A 13,706-nucleotide genomic window follows, 5' to 3' on the forward strand; every position below is an offset into this window, starting at 1 on the left:
ACTCAGGGGCAGTTCAGTGTACCGGTAAGGGGCAGGCCAGCCCAGCTGTTGGTGGAGTTGGGAACTTTGTAGTAACCACGGATCTGGTAGGTCCACGTTCCACTCAGGCTCGCAGCATTCTGGACACCCGAACTGTAGGACCGGCCGGCCGTCTTGCTCAGGTCACCGGTGAACTGCACCACGCCATCGGGGTCAATGACCTTGAGTTCGTAGTAGTTGGCGTAGGTAATGGCCGTGTAGCTGCCGACGCTGATCTTGGCCTGGCCAAACCACAGGAAAGAGTCGCAGCTCTTGGTCACGGTAACAGTGTTGGCTGCGGGCGCCTGGATCTTGGCCGCGGCCACTGGCATGCCGGCACTTTCGGTGTCGTTGAATCTGGCGTGCGCCGGCGAAATCGAAAAGCCCATCAGCACGAGCAGGAGGGCCACAAAGGTGGCCGGTACCCGCCAGAGGATGGGCTTGACGTGCATGATTCGTCGTCACTTTCGTTTCGATGGTGTGGATTGCGTTGTTCCAAGTCTCCCAAGCGGACCTCAGGAAAGAATCCTTCGTAGCCTCAAGGTCCGCTCAAGAGTCCAGGAACCGTGTGGTGCCCGGCCCAGGAACGACCCACGACAATGGCCGGAAACCGGCCCGAAGGGCAAGCGGGCCGGTTTCCGGGGTCTGGGGCTTGGTGGTTATTTGGTGGTTTCGGTGCGTTGGGTGCCGGTGAAGGCGAAGGCGATGGTGGAGGTGGCGCCTTGGAAGGTGTTGTCCGCGGTGGTGGGGAACGCGGTGGTGACTTTGAGGTTGTCGGTCTTGGCTGAGGTCAGGGAGGTGAGGTTGTTGAGGACCTTGTTCGCTGTGATGACCGGGGCCGAGGCCAGGACGGTGGTTTTGGTTCCGCCGCAGGTGTAGGGGGCTGCCGTACCGGTCCAGGCAACACTGCAGTTTTCGATGGTCAGTTGCAGGCCGTTGGTGGTGTCGGTGGTGAGCAGGGATCCGGTGGCTCCGGCGGAGGTGGTGAGGGTGACGTTGTTCAGGTCGGAGTTGCCGGTGTTGGCCAGGGTGACGAGTTTTTCGACTTTGTCACCGGGGAGCAGTCCTGCGATGGGGACGTTGAGGGTGTTGGCGGGGCCGGGGGCGCCCAGGGCGATGGTGACGGTGCCTGCGGTGACGGCTTGGGAGGCGGAGGTGGAGGAGGTGAACGCGCCGTAGGTTCCCATGCCGGCGACGGCGGCTGCGGTGCCGACCAGTGCGACGGAGGCGAGGATTTTTCCGGTGGTGGTTTTGAGGCTGATGGCCATGGGGATCAGTGTTCCTTTCCTGTGGCCACCGTGAGACCGGCCGGCCTGTTGTTCCAGCCTGTGTGGCTGACAGGAATTACTTTGCCGGGCCTGGATCAAGAACAAATCCTGCAAACCCGCAACACTTCCTCAGGAAACACTCAAGAAAACCGCAGCGGTTATCCACAGGTCCCATCCGGCGAAAAGACGCTTCCCCTCCGGCTCGCGCTAGGCTGGAGATCTCGGCTGATGCAGGTGGCCGCAGGAACCACCAAGCGGAGCCATATCTTCCATGTCAGCTGACTTTGACCTGACTGCCCTCGCGGCGTCCTCCTTTTCCCTTCCGGAGTTGCGCGACGGCCAACTCGCCGGGATGAGCTCCCTGGCCGAGGGCCGGGACGTTCTGGCAGTTATGCCTACGGGGTACGGAAAATCCGCTACCTACCAGGTCGCGGCTCTGTACCTGCACCAACAAACAAAACGCCCCGCCGTCGTGGTTTCGCCCCTTATCGCCCTGCAGGAGGACCAACTGGATGGGCTCGCCGAGGACCTTGGCGACGGCGCCGCCGTCGCCATCAACTCTTCGCGCACCGACGCGGAAGTTGAGGCTGCGTGGCATGCAGCCGAGTCGGGCCAAGCGGTGTTCCTCTTCCTCGCCCCGGAGCAGCTGGCCAAGCAGGAAACCGTTGAGCGCATCGCCAAGCTGGATATCACGATGTTCGTGGTGGATGAGGCCCACTGTGTTTCAGCTTGGGGACATGATTTCCGCCCGGACTACCTGGAACTGGGCCACGTCCGGGATCGCTTGGGAAATCCGCCGGTGATCGCCCTGACTGCGACGGCGTCGCCACCGGTGCGCGATGAGATCGTTGAGCGGCTGGGCATGCGGGACCCCTTGATCCTGGTCCGGGGCTTCGACAGACCCAACATCAGCCTTGATGTGGTGCGCCACCAGGAGGACAAAGCCAAGCGCAAAGCCGTGGTGGAACACGTGGTGGAGCTTGCCGGCTCGGAAGGGCTGGGCCTGCTCTACGCCGCCACGCGGAAAGACACGGAGAGCTACGCGGCCACGCTGACGGAGCGGGGTCTGCGGGCAGAGGCTTATCACGCGGGCCGCGCGGATGCCGACCGCGAGGACATCCACGAGAGGTTCCTGGAGGATCAACTGGATGTCGTGGTGGCCACGACGGCTTTCGGCATGGGCATCGACAAGGCCAACGTGAGGTTCGTGGTGCACGCGGACATTCCGGATTCCCTGGACTCGTACTATCAGGAAATTGGTCGCGCCGGCCGTGATGGTGAAGCCGCCGCGGCGATCCTTCATTACCGGGCAGAGGACCTGGGTTTGCGCAAATTCTTCGGCACCCACTCACCGGATCCCGAGGCCCTGAGAGCTGTGCTGAAGGTTGTTAAGAACGCTGGAGGGCCGGCTCCCAAGTCCGCGATAGCGGAGCTGACAGGTTTCCCGGCGCGGCGCGTTACCGGGTTGGTGAACCAGCTGGAAGAAGCCGGTGCAGTAAAGAGCGGCAAGCGCGGAACCCGGCTCGCTTCCAAAGCGAAGCCCGCCACCCTGGTCAAGCGCGCGGTGGAACTGGCCGAGGCGCGGCAACGTGTTGACCAGTCCCGGCTCACCATGATGCGGGCCTACGCCGAGACGGACGGTTGCCGTCGCCAGTTCCTGCTGGGCTACTTCGGTGAAGACCTGCCGGAGCCGTGCGGCAACTGCGATGCCTGCGCTGACGCCCGGAATCATGACGCCCGGAAGCATGACGAGCCGGCTGCGGGCAGCCCGGCAGATTCCGGTGCGGAGCAACTGTTCCCCCTGCAATCCACCGTGATCCACAAGGAGTGGGGTCCCGGTTTGGTGATGCGGCACGAGGACGACGTGATAACTGTCCTGTTCGAGCAGGAGGGCTACAAAACCCTGTCCAGTACCGCCGTCGTCGAGCATGAACTGCTGAAGCCCGCCTAGGCGCGGGCCGTGGCGGCCCCGTAGCGCCTCCGAAAGATCGTCACCAACAGTGCTGCCGTCAGGGCCGCGGCACTCACCAGACACAGCAAGCCACCCCACGGTGCGTAGTCGCCACCGGAAATGAAGAACGCATCAGCCAAGGCCATGCCGGCCGGGAATGATGTGAAGAAATAGATGGGCGCGCCCATGGCCAGGATCAGCAGGTCCAAGATCACAACGATTCTCATCCGTGAAACAACCCGTGTTGCAGTCAGCAGAACCACCACGCCGGCAAGAACCGTGCCAATGCTTGACCACGCTACAACCGCCGCCACTGAAATTGACTCGTTGCCTCGGGCCAGACCCGCATGTATCTCCTCCAGCGAGGCACCCGGAACAGCGGCGAGCGGATTCCATACAAGGATCTGCAGAGCTGCGGCCACGGAATATACGGCTATTACGACCAGCCCGAGCAAGCTAACCGTGACCCGCCCTGTTTGAGTGCTGCTTTCAATTGTCCCCATGCTGGGAGCCTAGCCGAAGGTTCAGGTATTCAGTTCCAACATCAGCGCCGGTAGCTGGTCGGCCAGCTCGCGTGCCAGGAATCCGAGCGGACCCAGCTTACTTGCCAGGCGATCCGCGGCGGCCGCATGCAGATGGGTGCCCCAACAGGCGGCCTGGGCATTGCTCGTTCCGCGGGCCCTCAGTCCGGCAACCGCGCCGGCCAGGACATCGCCGCTGCCGGAAGTCCCCAGGCCACCGTAACCGGTGGTGATCTTCCAAAGTTCAGGCTCCGTGCCTTCCGGACCGGCGATGAACCCCTGGCAGCTGACCACGGCGTCAAAGCGCCGGGCAATGTCCAGCAGGGCAGCTGGCAGGTCGTCGACATCCTTGCCCAGCAGGATTCCGGCCTCCGTCGGGTTCGGGGTGAGGATCAGGCGGCCACGCCATGGTTCGAGTCGGTTCTGCACCTTCGCAAGCGCTCCGAGGGCATAGGCGTCAAGCACGACGGCGGGACCCCGGTCGGCGTTCGTGCCGCCGTCGGCTTCCTCCCGTTCCAACAGCGTTCGAAGCAGGGTCTCGGCGAGATCGAGGTCGTCCAATCCAGGGCCGACCAGCAGGGTGTCGGCGCGTTCCAGATAGGTGGAGATCCTGTCCAGCCCCTCGCCCGTCAGTGACCCGGCGGCTGTCTCCGGTAGCCCGATTGAACCGCACTCCGGCAGCGCTACGCCCACCTGGACTGCCGCGGATTCGGCAACGGCCAACGTGATTTTGCCGGCCCCCGCACGCAGCGCCGCAGTCCCTGCAAGAATGGCCGCTCCCGGGGTCGCCCGTGCTCCGCCGATGACAAGGACCGCTCCACGTGAATACTTATCGTCTCCGGGGGCCGGCAGCGGCCAGTCACGCAGAAGCGATGGAGTGACCAGGGTGGGTTCACTGCGGGTGGACACTGGCATCCCCGGCGTGTTCGGTGACTGTGACACCCTGCTCTGTCAGGTGGTCGGCAACGTTGAAACTCTCCAACTCCCAGGGGCCGGCTCCGGTGGGACGTACGTACCGTGTGATGGAGGCATTCAGCACTGACGTGGTCGCGGCGAGGTCCAGGATTTCCTCTTCCGACATGCCCTCCAGCACGTAGCGGACCAGGAGGATCACGGCATCGTGACAGACCAGCATCACCCTTTGGCCTGTTCCCAGGGTGTTTAGTTCGTCCAGGACCGAGCGAAGACGCAGGGCCACATCCGCCCAGGACTCACCCCCGGGCGGCCGGTAGTACAGCTTGCCAAGCCACGCACGACGCTCGAATTCATCGGGGTAGCGGTTCTTCACGCCGAGGCTTGTCAGCCTGTCCAGAATGCCCAATTCCCTGTCACGGAGGCGCTCGTCGGTGAGTACCTTCACGGGCCACCCTGCAGTTTCGACGGCGATTTCCGCCGTCTGCCGGGCGCGGGCGTAAGGGGAGGAAACAACAGCGTCCGGTCGCAATTCCTCGGCGATGCGGGCCAGCGCGGTCCCCAAAGCCTTGGCTTGGTCCTGGCCCGTGCCCGAGAGATTTACGTCCGGGTCCCTCGCGGGCACGTCGATGATCTCCGCTCCCGCCACCCGGGCTTCGGTGGCGGCCACGTTTCCTTCGCTCTCACCATGCCGGACCAGCAACAATTCCACGGCACCGGCCTCCTGCACGGCGTCCGTCAGACCGTCCTCGTTCACAAAAGCCACCCCTTTCGCGTGCGTTGCCGAATTGCAGAACACTACCCACTGCGTACCCACGGATCCAGAGAATAAACGCCCGACGGCGGTTCGGGAACCTCTGTTGCCTGGACCGCCAGTGAAGTATGTTGCTCGCATGAAGGACACGTACCAGGTCATTGTGGTCGGTGGCGGATTCGCGGGCGTTGCGGCAGCCAAGGAACTCGGCCGCAAGGGTGTACGCGTCTTGCTCATCGACTCGAACAACTACCACCAGTTCCAGCCCCTCCTCTATCAGGTTGCCACCTCACAGATAGGGGTGTCGGCCATTGCACGGCCACTGCGCTCGGTGTTCCGTCGCCTTAAAACGGTCAAGGTCCTCACCGCCACAGTGGAATCTGTGGACGCAGCACAACGGACCGTCACCACCGCGGACGGGCAGACCCTCAAGGCCCAAATATTGGTCCTGGCCGTGGGGGCTGTCCCTAACTTCTTCAATACCCCCGGTGCGGAAGAGCTGGCGTTCCCCCTGTACTCCGTCACGGACGCCACCAGGCTTGGGGCTGGGCTCACCCGCTTGTTGGATGAGGCCGACGGGAACCCCGACACGTCCGTGGACGTGGTGGTGGTTGGCGGTGGGCCAACGGGTGTTGAAACTGCCGGAGCCATGGCGGAAAACGTCAAATATGTAGTGACGAAGTACTTTTCACCAGAGCTGGCGGCCCGTTGCCGGGTGCACCTGGTGGACATGGTGCCCAGCGTGCTGAACATGTTTTCGTCCAAGTCGCAGAAGTACGCCACTGAGCATTTGGAGAAAGTGGGCGTTCAACTTCACATGGGCGTGGGGGTCACCGAGGTCCGGCGCGACGGTGTGACGTTGGCTAACGGAAGCTCTGTTCCGGGGCAGATTGTGGTGTGGGCCGGCGGCTTGAAGGCCGGCGACATCATTGCCGGCGCGGGGCTTGCCCAGGGGAGGGGCGGGCGGATCGACGTCAACCCGGACCTGACGGCGCCTGACTCGGAGGGCGTGTATGTCATTGGCGATGCTGCCAACATCACAGACTCGACCGGTGCCAAACTGCCCCAGCTGGGTTCGGTCGCACAGCAGGCCGGAAAGTGGGCGGCAAAGAACATCCTTGCGGACCTCAACGGCGGCACCCGCGAGCCATTCCGCTACCTGGACAAGGGGTACATGGCAATGGTGGGTCGCGGCGCTGCCGTGGCTGAACTTGGCCGGAAGCGCATCCAGTTGCAAGGTGTCTTCGCGTTCTTGTCGTGGCTCTTGGTCCACCTGGCGCTGTTGTCCGGGCTGCAGCAAAAGATCCGGGCATTGTTTTCGTGGCTCAACGGCTATCTCCTGCACAGCCCTGCGCAGGTAGTTGTCAGTAGCCCCCTGCAGGTTGAACCTCCCTCGGAGGCTCCACCGGGGACGCTGCCATCAAAGGAAACTTGAGGGGGCCTGGCTCTTGTACTTCTTATGGGACACCACGGCGTAGACCACAAAGAAGCCGCCGACGAGGGCAAGCGGGACCACGTGCAACGGGATTGCCAGCAGGACCAGGAGGACTCCTGAAGCGGCTGCCATGACGTCACGGACGCGGGGCTGGACCGGACCGTGCACTGGGACGCCTGTTTCCAGTTGCCGGGCCAAATCGGGATCCTGGATGAAAAGCTCCCGCTCGAGCTGTTGCAGAACCCGGCGCTCGCGTTCCGAAAGGGGCATAGTGGGTTCCTCCTCCAGGCTCAGTGTTCCAATAAGCTAAGCATGCTTATTATTCGGACCGCAAGCATCAAATCGGGGATATTGAGCCCCCGCGGGCATCTGCTGGGAAGATGGCAGGAGGAAACCCGATCGAGGAGAATCATGACACTCAAAGAACGTTTAAAGGCAGACGTCGTCGACCACATGAAGGCAGGCAACAAAGTCGCCCTGACTACAGTTCGCAACGTCCTGGGTGAAATCACCACCCGCGAAAAGTCAGGCAAGACGCCGGTGGAGCTCGACGACGCCCAGGTCACCTCACTGCTGCAGAAGGAAGCCGCGAAGCGGCGGGACACAGCACGGATTTACACCGAAGCAGGGGAGGCTGACCGTGCGGCGGCCGAAGTCGCTGAGGCCGAGATCATCGAGGCCTACCTTCCCAAAGCGCTGACGCGTGAAGAGGTAGAGGCCATCGTGGACGAGGCCATTAATGCCTTGAAAGCGGAAGGCCAGGACCTCTCCATGCGGTCCATCGGTGCTGTCATGAAGCCTGTTACCGCAAAGGTTGCGGGACGCTTTGATGGCAAGACCGTCAGCGAGATCGTGCGCGCCCGCCTGGCATAGCTGCCACGGGGGTAAACTGCCGCCGGGCAATTTTGTGCTCCACTGATGCCGGAGGCTTGGATGCTCGGATTGGGTTGCTCCAAAGCCTCCGGCGCAAGCAATGGACGCCAGGGGTGTTCCTGGTGGCGAAGCCCCCGGCGGGAGAGGTTTAGTAGCGGGATATGTTGTAGTAACCCCCTCCGGTGCCGACAGGTACCTCTACGATGCAGCCGGCGTCGTAAGCCGCATACCAGGCATCGCGCCCGTACATGGAGTACGAGCCGGCATAGCGGCATAGCTGGTACCACGTATTGTTGCCGACGATGCCATCGGCGGTGATGCCTGTATACCTTTGAAAGCGAGTGACGTTGGTGTCAGTGTTGTAGCCGAAGGAATTGTCCACGGCGAGCTGGTAACCGCCATAGGCGCCGCCTCGGACCGACGCGATTCCGTTGAGGGATCTCTGGATCAGGCCCACGCAACCGGAATATCCTCCGTATTGGTAGACGTATGCGGTGCATCCTTGATGCGTGACCCCGGAGGCTTGGGCCGGCGCGGCGCTCAATAACCCCGCCGCGAGCACTGCGGAAATCCCTGCCACAGTGGCTATGGCCTTCTTCAACCTTCTCATGACTTACTCCTCGACGAATAAAACAAATGAGTGGATTAATAGCAGGGTTATTATCAGGTCTGACTGCCCCTTGGTGCAAACTAGTGGTTGCCTCAGTTGACCCCAAGCAGCCACCGCAGGGTGTCAGCGTTGCGCACGGCGTTACCACCGCCGTCGTTATTGAAGTAGACGTAAATGTCCTTGCCGGAGCCGCTCCATTCGCGGATCCTGTCGGCCCACCACCTCAAATCGTCCTCTGAGTAGGAGCCGCCGTAGAGGTGCTGGTGGTCCGGCCCGTGCATGCGGATGTAGACGAACGGGGCGGTGGCGCGGAGGATGCATGGCAGGTTGGCGCCGCTCATGATGCAGTAGGCGGCCTGGTGGCGTTCCAGGAGCGCGTACACATCGGGGTGGTCCCAACTGTCGTGGCGGAACTCGACGGCGACGCGGATCCAATGGGGAAGGGCGGCCAGGAAGTAGTCGAGCCGGGCATCATCGCGGGCAAAATCCGGCGGCAACTGGGCCAATAGGACGGCCCTTTTGTCGCCGAGTTCGTGCCAGCAGCGGACGATGCGTTCGACCCATACCTCGGGACTGTACAGCTTCTTGGCGTGCGTCAGTCCGCGCGGCGCTTTGACCGACATCTCGAATCCCGGTGGTAGCCTTTCCCGCCAGCCAGCGAAGGTGGTGTCGCGGGGCCAGCGGTAGAAACTGGCATTCAGCTCGACTGTGTTAAATCGTGCTGTGTAGTGGGACAGGCGCTTGGCAGCGGGAAGGCCCGGGGGATAGAGCACATTCTCCCAGTGGTCGTAGCTCCAGCCCGATGTGCCGATGTGGATGCCCATGGTGAGGATGTACCCCTTTTGGGCAGCTTCTTAACGCAGCGCTCAGTTGAGGGAGGTCCTGGCCATCAGTGCCCGGAGGTCATCGGCGACCTTCGCTACTTCGCGCTGGCGTGCGCCGCGGGGCGTTCTTGTCCCGTGGGTTGACGGCCGTGGCGCCTGCGTGGCGGTGCGGGAGGGGCGGTGAAGTTGGGGATCACGCACGGGCTGGGCGTCAACGGTGACTGTGCCCTGCAGGGGATCGTGGAAGAGAGGGAAGCTCATGATCCCTGATCCTGACACAACCCGTCGTCCGCCGAAATAGACAATCGCATACCGACTCCGGGAGTGGCTGTGCAACTGTCCATTCCAACCTACCCCCATAGCGCCTTCTTCAACAGCGCCCTCAGTTGAGCGTTCTCTTCCTCGTTCAGCGCAGCGAGCTGTGTTTGCTCGCACACCTCAAGTGCAGCCCGCGCCTTGTTGTGGATCCGCCGGCCCTCGGAGGTGGAGACGATGATCTTCGCGCGCCGGTCCTGCTTGCCCTGCGCCCTTTTCACCAGGCCGCGGTGCTCAAGATCGTCAACCAGGCTGACCACCTGGCTGGGGTCGAGGCTGAGGAAATCGGCAAGCTCCCGCTGGGTCGGCTCCAGTCCACTGCAGGCCAGCGTCAGGACGGAGAAGGACCTCTCGCGGAGCCCGTAGTCCGCCAGTGCCTTGTTATTCAGGAGGGACCCGGTGGCATGCAGCTTGGCGAGCAGCAGCCCCACATCGCTGCCAATTTTGGCCTCGGCCAGGCGCGGGGTTTCCACTTCGGTGCTTTGCAGGCCCATGACAACTCCAATAGTAATGAAAAACAATCGTTGACTTTCTCAATGATCCGTATTCTCATTGATCATGACAAGGATCTCACGTCGCAGTGGGATCGGCCCCACCGGCTCCGGCCGGTTACTGCATGCGAAGGAGCACGCCATGAGCTTGAACGGCAAGGTTGCAATCGTCACTGGAAGTGGTCAGGGCCTTGGACTCGCCTACGCGAGGGAGCTCGCCCGCCAGGGTGCCGCCGTCGTTATTAACGACGTGAACGCTGAGACAGCGGCGGAAGCGGTCGCCCGGATCGAGGCCGAGGGTGGCAAAGCCACTGCGGTGGTGGTCCCCGTAGGTTCAACGGACGCTGCCAAGGCACTGGTCGCCGGTGCTGTTGAGACGTTCGGCCGCCTGGACATCCTGGTCACGAACGCCGGCATCCTCCGCGACAAGAGCCTGCTGAAGATGACCGACGAGGACTTCGACCTGGTCATCAACGTCCACTTGAAGGGCACGTTCACCTGCGTCCGTGAGGCCTTCTCCTACTTCAAGGAAAACAACATCCCGGGCCGGATCATCACCATCGGCTCGCCGACCGGCCAGCGCGGGAACTTCGGTCAGAGCAATTACGCCGCGGCAAAAGCCGGAATCGTCGGCATGGTCCGCACCTGGGCACTGGAAATGAAGCGCGCCGGCGTCACGGTCAACTCCGTCATCCCCGTGGCCGCCACCGCCATGACCAAAACCGTCCCGTACTTCCAGAAGGCCGTTGAGGCCGACGAGCGAGGCGACGCGATGCCCTCCTTCTTCCGTCACGACCTCGGTTTTGGAACGGCCGACGACGTCGCCGGGCTGATTGCCTTCCTCGCCTCTGACTCAGCGTCCGATATCACCGGCCAGGCGATCGGCGCCGGAGGTGACCGGCTTCAGGTGTGGACGCATCCGACGCCGGCAACCACCGAATACCGCGAGGGCGGCTGGAGCTACGAGGCCCTGCAGGAGAGCGCTGGTGAACTGTTCAGCAAGGAAACTCTGCAGAGCTACGGCGAGGAATTCCTGCCGCTGCCCGAGGAACTCCAGCCCGAACCGGCACAGGCCCGCTGACCATGACTACCCGCTATGAACCTGGCCTTGACGTCACAAGGTTGGACGCGATCGACATGCACGTCCACCTTGAAGTGGACAGCTGCGGACATGGCTCGCTTCCTGACGCCCTGACGGAGGCCTCGGCGAAGTACTTCAAGGCCGAGGACAGGACGCCGTCGCTGGACAGGATCGCCGAGGTCTACCGCGAACTGAACATGGCCGCCGTCGTCTTCACTGTGGACGCCCGCACCCAGCTGAAGCACGAACCGAACAGCATCCCGGAACTGATCCAGGGTGCGGCGAGGAACAACGATGTCCTGATTCCCTTCGGCAGCGTCGACCCGCGAACAGGGGAGGACGCCGTCGCCGGCGCGAAGCAGCAGGCGGTTGAACTCGGCGCCCGGGGGTTCAAGTTCCACCCCTCACTGCAAGGGTTCGATCCCTCCAACGAGCAGTTCTACCCATTATGGGAGACGCTCCAGGAGCTCGGTTTGCCGTGCGTTTTCCACACCGGCCAAAACGGTATGGGTGCAGGGCTCCCGGGCGGCTACGGCATCAAGCTCGCGTACTCCAATCCGCTGTTGCTGGATGCTGTCGCCGCAGACTTTCCCGGGCTGCAGATCATCATGGCCCACCCCTCGGTACCGTGGCAGGACGAGGCGAACTCGATCGCAACCCACAAATCCAACGTCTTCATCGACCTGTCCGGCTGGTCTCCGAAGTATTTCCCGGAGTCGTTGGTGCGTCTGTCCAACAGCGTGCTGCAGGACAAAGTGCTGTTTGGCACGGACTTTCCCCTGATCACGCCGCAGAAATGGTTGGGGGCGTTCGCGGACCTGCCGTTGAAGGACGAGGTCCGGCCAAAGATCCTCAAGGACAACGCCGTCCGCCTGCTGGGTTTGGGTGGCTGAGATGACAACAAGCACGACGACGGAAGCCGGCTTGGGTGCCCGGCTTTACCGGGTGGCGGATTGGTACGACGCCGAAGCGCTCCTGGGTCCTGACGAGCGCGCAGTGCTGGCCAGGTTGCGGGATTTCCTGGACGCCGAAGCCAAGCCGCTCCTGGCCGATTACTGGGAACGCGGAGAATTCCCGGAGCAACTGGCGGGGCCATTGATCGACCTCGACCTGATGGAACCGTTTGACGCTCCCGCCCGCGGGATTTATCACGGTTTCCGGATCTTCGAACTGGCCCGCACCGATGCTTCCCTCGCCACTTGGTACACCGCGCAGGCAGGCCTGTTCCGGACGGCAATCCGGGTAGGCGCCTCGGCGGAGCAACAGAAGGAGTGGATGCCCCGCGTGATCGACTTTTCGCTCAAGGGCGTCTTCTCGCTGACCGAACCGGATCATGGCTCCGATATTGCTGGCGGCCTCTCCACCACGGCCCGCTTCGACGCAGACCTTGAAGGTGGAACGTGGATCCTGGATGGCGCGAAACGGTGGATTGGTGGCGCCTCCACGGCGGATGTGCTGTGTGTGTTCGCCCGGGACGTCGCCGATGGCCAGGTCAAAGGCTTCCTCGTGGACCGCAATGCGCCCGGAGTGACTGTGGAGAAGATCCACGGCAAGGCCTCGCTGCGCATGATGCAGAACGCCCACATCACTCTGGCCGGTGTCCGGGTTCCTGAATCGATGCGCCTGCACAACGTGAACTCGTTCAAGGACGTTGCCGCCATGCTGCGGGCCATGCGATCGGACGTCGCATGGATCTCCACGGGCATCCAGGCCGGGGCTTTCGATGCGGCCTTGGAGTACGTGAAGCAACGCCAACAATTTGGCCGAACGCTCGGTTCCTTCCAGCTGGTGCAGGAGAAACTGGCGCGGATGCTTGGCAATCTCACCGCCTCCCTGTCCCTGGTGGTCAGGCTGAACGAACAACAATCACAAGGCAGCTACCGGGACCAGGATTCCGCACTGGCAAAAATGCAGACAAGCCTCATGATGCGCGAAACCGTCGCCTTGGCCCGCGAAGTCGTAGGCGGCAACGGCATCACGCTCGCCGCCGACGTCGCGCGCTTCCATGCCGACGCCGAAGCCGTCTATTCGTACGAAGGCACCCACGAAATCAATGCGCTGATCGTCGGACGCGCCCTCACGGGCGAAAGTGCTTTCACCCACTGAACCACGCTCATACAACACAACAACCAGGAGGCAAAGATGCCCAATCTCGTCGTCGATTTCGACACCCTGCTCACCATGTCCGGCAAGGACCTGGGAACCACCGACTACCGGGAAATCACCCAACAGCAAATCAACCTGTTCGCCGACGCCACGGACGATCAGCAGTGGATCCACGTTGATCCCGAACGTGCCAAGGACGGCCCCTTCGGCGCTCCGATCGCGCACGGCTTTCTCACCCTGTCCCTGATCATCCCGTTTTGGGGCGAGCTGTTCGACGTCGACGGCGTCACCACCAAGGTCAACTACGGCCTGGACAAAGTCCGCTTCACCTCCCCGGTCAAGGTCGGCTCCAAGGTCCGCATGCAGGGAAGCATCGCCGAGGTCACCGAGGTCAAGGGCGGCGCCCAGATCAAGGTCAACGCCACCATCGAAATCGAAGGCCAAGATCGCCCCGCCGTCGTGGCCGAATTCCTGGCCCGCTTCTATAAGTAAGCCGCTTCTACAAGTAACCCGCTTCTGCAAGCAACCGCTTTTTCAAGTACCCCTC

Annotated in this window: 17 protein-coding genes; 7 read left to right on the forward strand and 10 right to left on the reverse strand. The window is 62.6% G+C overall.

Annotated features, from left to right (window positions below):
• Positions 1-2 precede the first annotated feature (2 nt).
• Complete coding sequence (locus N5P29_RS04760; RefSeq protein WP_262277508.1) at positions 3-470, reverse strand: hypothetical protein; 468 nt, start codon at positions 468-470, stop codon at positions 3-5.
• Between the two features lie 207 nt (positions 471-677).
• Positions 678-1,286, reverse strand: a complete 609-nt coding sequence (locus N5P29_RS04765; RefSeq protein ID WP_262277509.1) for a TasA family protein — start codon at positions 1,284-1,286, stop codon at positions 678-680.
• A 271-nt stretch (positions 1,287-1,557) separates the two neighbouring features.
• Here N5P29_RS04765 and N5P29_RS04770 point away from each other — a divergent pair, with 271 nt between their 5' ends.
• Positions 1,558-3,237, forward strand: a complete 1,680-nt coding sequence (locus N5P29_RS04770) for a RecQ family ATP-dependent DNA helicase (protein WP_262277510.1) — start codon at positions 1,558-1,560, stop codon at positions 3,235-3,237.
• Here the strand turns inward: N5P29_RS04770 and N5P29_RS04775 are convergent.
• The 3 genes from N5P29_RS04775 to N5P29_RS04785 are packed head-to-tail and all read right to left on the reverse strand — an operon-like array spanning position 3,234 to position 5,436.
• Positions 3,234-3,740 (reverse strand): hypothetical protein, encoded by a 507-nt coding sequence (locus tag N5P29_RS04775; protein ID WP_262277511.1) that lies wholly within the window; start codon positions 3,738-3,740, stop codon positions 3,234-3,236. The genes N5P29_RS04770 and N5P29_RS04775 overlap by 4 nt on opposite strands.
• A 21-nt stretch (positions 3,741-3,761) precedes the next feature.
• Entirely contained in the window at positions 3,762-4,673 is a 912-nt protein-coding gene (locus N5P29_RS04780; protein ID WP_262277512.1) for an NAD(P)H-hydrate dehydratase, read from the reverse strand.
• Complete coding sequence (locus N5P29_RS04785) at positions 4,651-5,436, reverse strand: histidine phosphatase family protein (protein WP_262277513.1); 786 nt, start codon at positions 5,434-5,436, stop codon at positions 4,651-4,653. Before N5P29_RS04785 ends, N5P29_RS04780 begins: the two co-directional genes overlap by 23 nt.
• 127 nt (positions 5,437-5,563) lie before the next feature.
• On the opposite strand from N5P29_RS04785, the gene N5P29_RS04790 reads away from it, so the two are divergent.
• Complete coding sequence (locus N5P29_RS04790) at positions 5,564-6,859, forward strand: NAD(P)/FAD-dependent oxidoreductase (protein ID WP_262277514.1); 1,296 nt, start codon at positions 5,564-5,566, stop codon at positions 6,857-6,859.
• On the opposite strand, the gene N5P29_RS04795 is transcribed toward N5P29_RS04790, so the two are convergent.
• Positions 6,845-7,129, reverse strand: coding sequence for a DUF3040 domain-containing protein (locus N5P29_RS04795; protein ID WP_262277515.1), 285 nt, complete (start codon positions 7,127-7,129; stop codon positions 6,845-6,847). The two genes, N5P29_RS04790 and N5P29_RS04795, sit on opposite strands and share 15 nt — an antisense overlap.
• A gap of 141 nt (positions 7,130-7,270) precedes the next feature.
• Between N5P29_RS04795 and N5P29_RS04800 the strand changes: the two genes are divergently transcribed.
• On the forward strand, positions 7,271-7,732 hold the full coding sequence (locus N5P29_RS04800; protein WP_262277516.1) for a GatB/YqeY domain-containing protein: 462 nt from the start codon (positions 7,271-7,273) through the stop codon (positions 7,730-7,732).
• Between the two features lie 148 nt (positions 7,733-7,880).
• Here N5P29_RS04800 and N5P29_RS04805 read toward each other — a convergent pair whose 3' ends face one another.
• The 4 genes from N5P29_RS04805 to N5P29_RS04820 form a co-directional block, all read right to left on the reverse strand.
• Positions 7,881-8,342 carry a peptidoglycan-binding domain-containing protein gene (locus N5P29_RS04805; RefSeq protein ID WP_262277517.1) on the reverse strand — a complete coding sequence of 154 codons (462 nt, stop codon included), beginning with the start codon at positions 8,340-8,342 and terminating at the stop codon, positions 7,881-7,883.
• A 92-nt stretch (positions 8,343-8,434) separates the two neighbouring features.
• Entirely contained in the window at positions 8,435-9,166 is a 732-nt protein-coding gene (locus N5P29_RS04810; protein ID WP_262277518.1) for a DUF72 domain-containing protein, read from the reverse strand.
• 42 nt (positions 9,167-9,208) lie between these two features.
• Positions 9,209-9,427, reverse strand: coding sequence for a hypothetical protein (locus tag N5P29_RS04815; RefSeq protein ID WP_262277519.1), 219 nt, complete (start codon positions 9,425-9,427; stop codon positions 9,209-9,211).
• Between the two features lie 89 nt (positions 9,428-9,516).
• On the reverse strand, positions 9,517-9,975 hold the full coding sequence (locus tag N5P29_RS04820) for a MarR family winged helix-turn-helix transcriptional regulator (RefSeq protein ID WP_144662785.1): 459 nt from the start codon (positions 9,973-9,975) through the stop codon (positions 9,517-9,519).
• Positions 9,976-10,114: 139 nt separating this feature from the next.
• On the opposite strand from N5P29_RS04820, the gene N5P29_RS04825 reads away from it, so the two are divergent.
• From N5P29_RS04825 to N5P29_RS04840, 4 genes are read left to right on the forward strand one after another with little or no spacing between them, the layout of a single operon-like run.
• Complete coding sequence (locus N5P29_RS04825) at positions 10,115-11,053, forward strand: SDR family NAD(P)-dependent oxidoreductase (protein WP_262277520.1); 939 nt, start codon at positions 10,115-10,117, stop codon at positions 11,051-11,053.
• Between the two features lie 2 nt (positions 11,054-11,055).
• Positions 11,056-11,946 carry an amidohydrolase family protein gene (locus N5P29_RS04830; RefSeq protein WP_262277521.1) on the forward strand — a complete coding sequence of 297 codons (891 nt, stop codon included), beginning with the start codon at positions 11,056-11,058 and terminating at the stop codon, positions 11,944-11,946.
• A 1-nt stretch (position 11,947) separates the two neighbouring features.
• Entirely contained in the window at positions 11,948-13,159 is a 1,212-nt protein-coding gene (locus tag N5P29_RS04835; RefSeq protein WP_262277522.1) for an acyl-CoA dehydrogenase family protein, read from the forward strand.
• Between the two features lie 36 nt (positions 13,160-13,195).
• Complete coding sequence (locus N5P29_RS04840; protein WP_262277523.1) at positions 13,196-13,651, forward strand: MaoC family dehydratase; 456 nt, start codon at positions 13,196-13,198, stop codon at positions 13,649-13,651.
• The last annotated feature ends 55 nt before the right edge of the window (positions 13,652-13,706 follow it).

The sequence above is a fragment of the Paenarthrobacter sp. JL.01a genome (assembly GCF_025452095.1).
Classification (GTDB): Bacteria; Actinomycetota; Actinomycetes; order Actinomycetales; family Micrococcaceae; genus Arthrobacter.

Coding starts and splice junctions, on each gene's coding strand:
- N5P29_RS04760 (WP_262277508.1), bottom strand. CDS start 470: ATGCACGTCAAGCCCATCCTCTGGCGGGTACCGGCCACCTTTGTGGCC.
- N5P29_RS04765 (WP_262277509.1), bottom strand. CDS start 1,286: ATGGCCATCAGCCTCAAAACCACCACCGGAAAAATCCTCGCCTCCGTC.
- N5P29_RS04770 (WP_262277510.1), top strand. CDS start 1,558: ATGTCAGCTGACTTTGACCTGACTGCCCTCGCGGCGTCCTCCTTTTCC.
- N5P29_RS04775 (WP_262277511.1), bottom strand. CDS start 3,740: ATGGGGACAATTGAAAGCAGCACTCAAACAGGGCGGGTCACGGTTAGC.
- N5P29_RS04780 (WP_262277512.1), bottom strand. CDS start 4,673: ATGCCAGTGTCCACCCGCAGTGAACCCACCCTGGTCACTCCATCGCTT.
- N5P29_RS04790 (WP_262277514.1), top strand. CDS start 5,564: ATGAAGGACACGTACCAGGTCATTGTGGTCGGTGGCGGATTCGCGGGC.
- N5P29_RS04795 (WP_262277515.1), bottom strand. CDS start 7,129: ATGCCCCTTTCGGAACGCGAGCGCCGGGTTCTGCAACAGCTCGAGCGG.
- N5P29_RS04800 (WP_262277516.1), top strand. CDS start 7,271: ATGACACTCAAAGAACGTTTAAAGGCAGACGTCGTCGACCACATGAAG.
- N5P29_RS04805 (WP_262277517.1), bottom strand. CDS start 8,342: ATGAGAAGGTTGAAGAAGGCCATAGCCACTGTGGCAGGGATTTCCGCA.
- N5P29_RS04810 (WP_262277518.1), bottom strand. CDS start 9,166: ATGGGCATCCACATCGGCACATCGGGCTGGAGCTACGACCACTGGGAG.
- N5P29_RS04815 (WP_262277519.1), bottom strand. CDS start 9,427: ATGAGCTTCCCTCTCTTCCACGATCCCCTGCAGGGCACAGTCACCGTT.
- N5P29_RS04820 (WP_144662785.1), bottom strand. CDS start 9,975: ATGGGCCTGCAAAGCACCGAAGTGGAAACCCCGCGCCTGGCCGAGGCC.
- N5P29_RS04825 (WP_262277520.1), top strand. CDS start 10,115: ATGAGCTTGAACGGCAAGGTTGCAATCGTCACTGGAAGTGGTCAGGGC.
- N5P29_RS04830 (WP_262277521.1), top strand. CDS start 11,056: ATGACTACCCGCTATGAACCTGGCCTTGACGTCACAAGGTTGGACGCG.
- N5P29_RS04835 (WP_262277522.1), top strand. CDS start 11,948: ATGACAACAAGCACGACGACGGAAGCCGGCTTGGGTGCCCGGCTTTAC.
- N5P29_RS04840 (WP_262277523.1), top strand. CDS start 13,196: ATGCCCAATCTCGTCGTCGATTTCGACACCCTGCTCACCATGTCCGGC.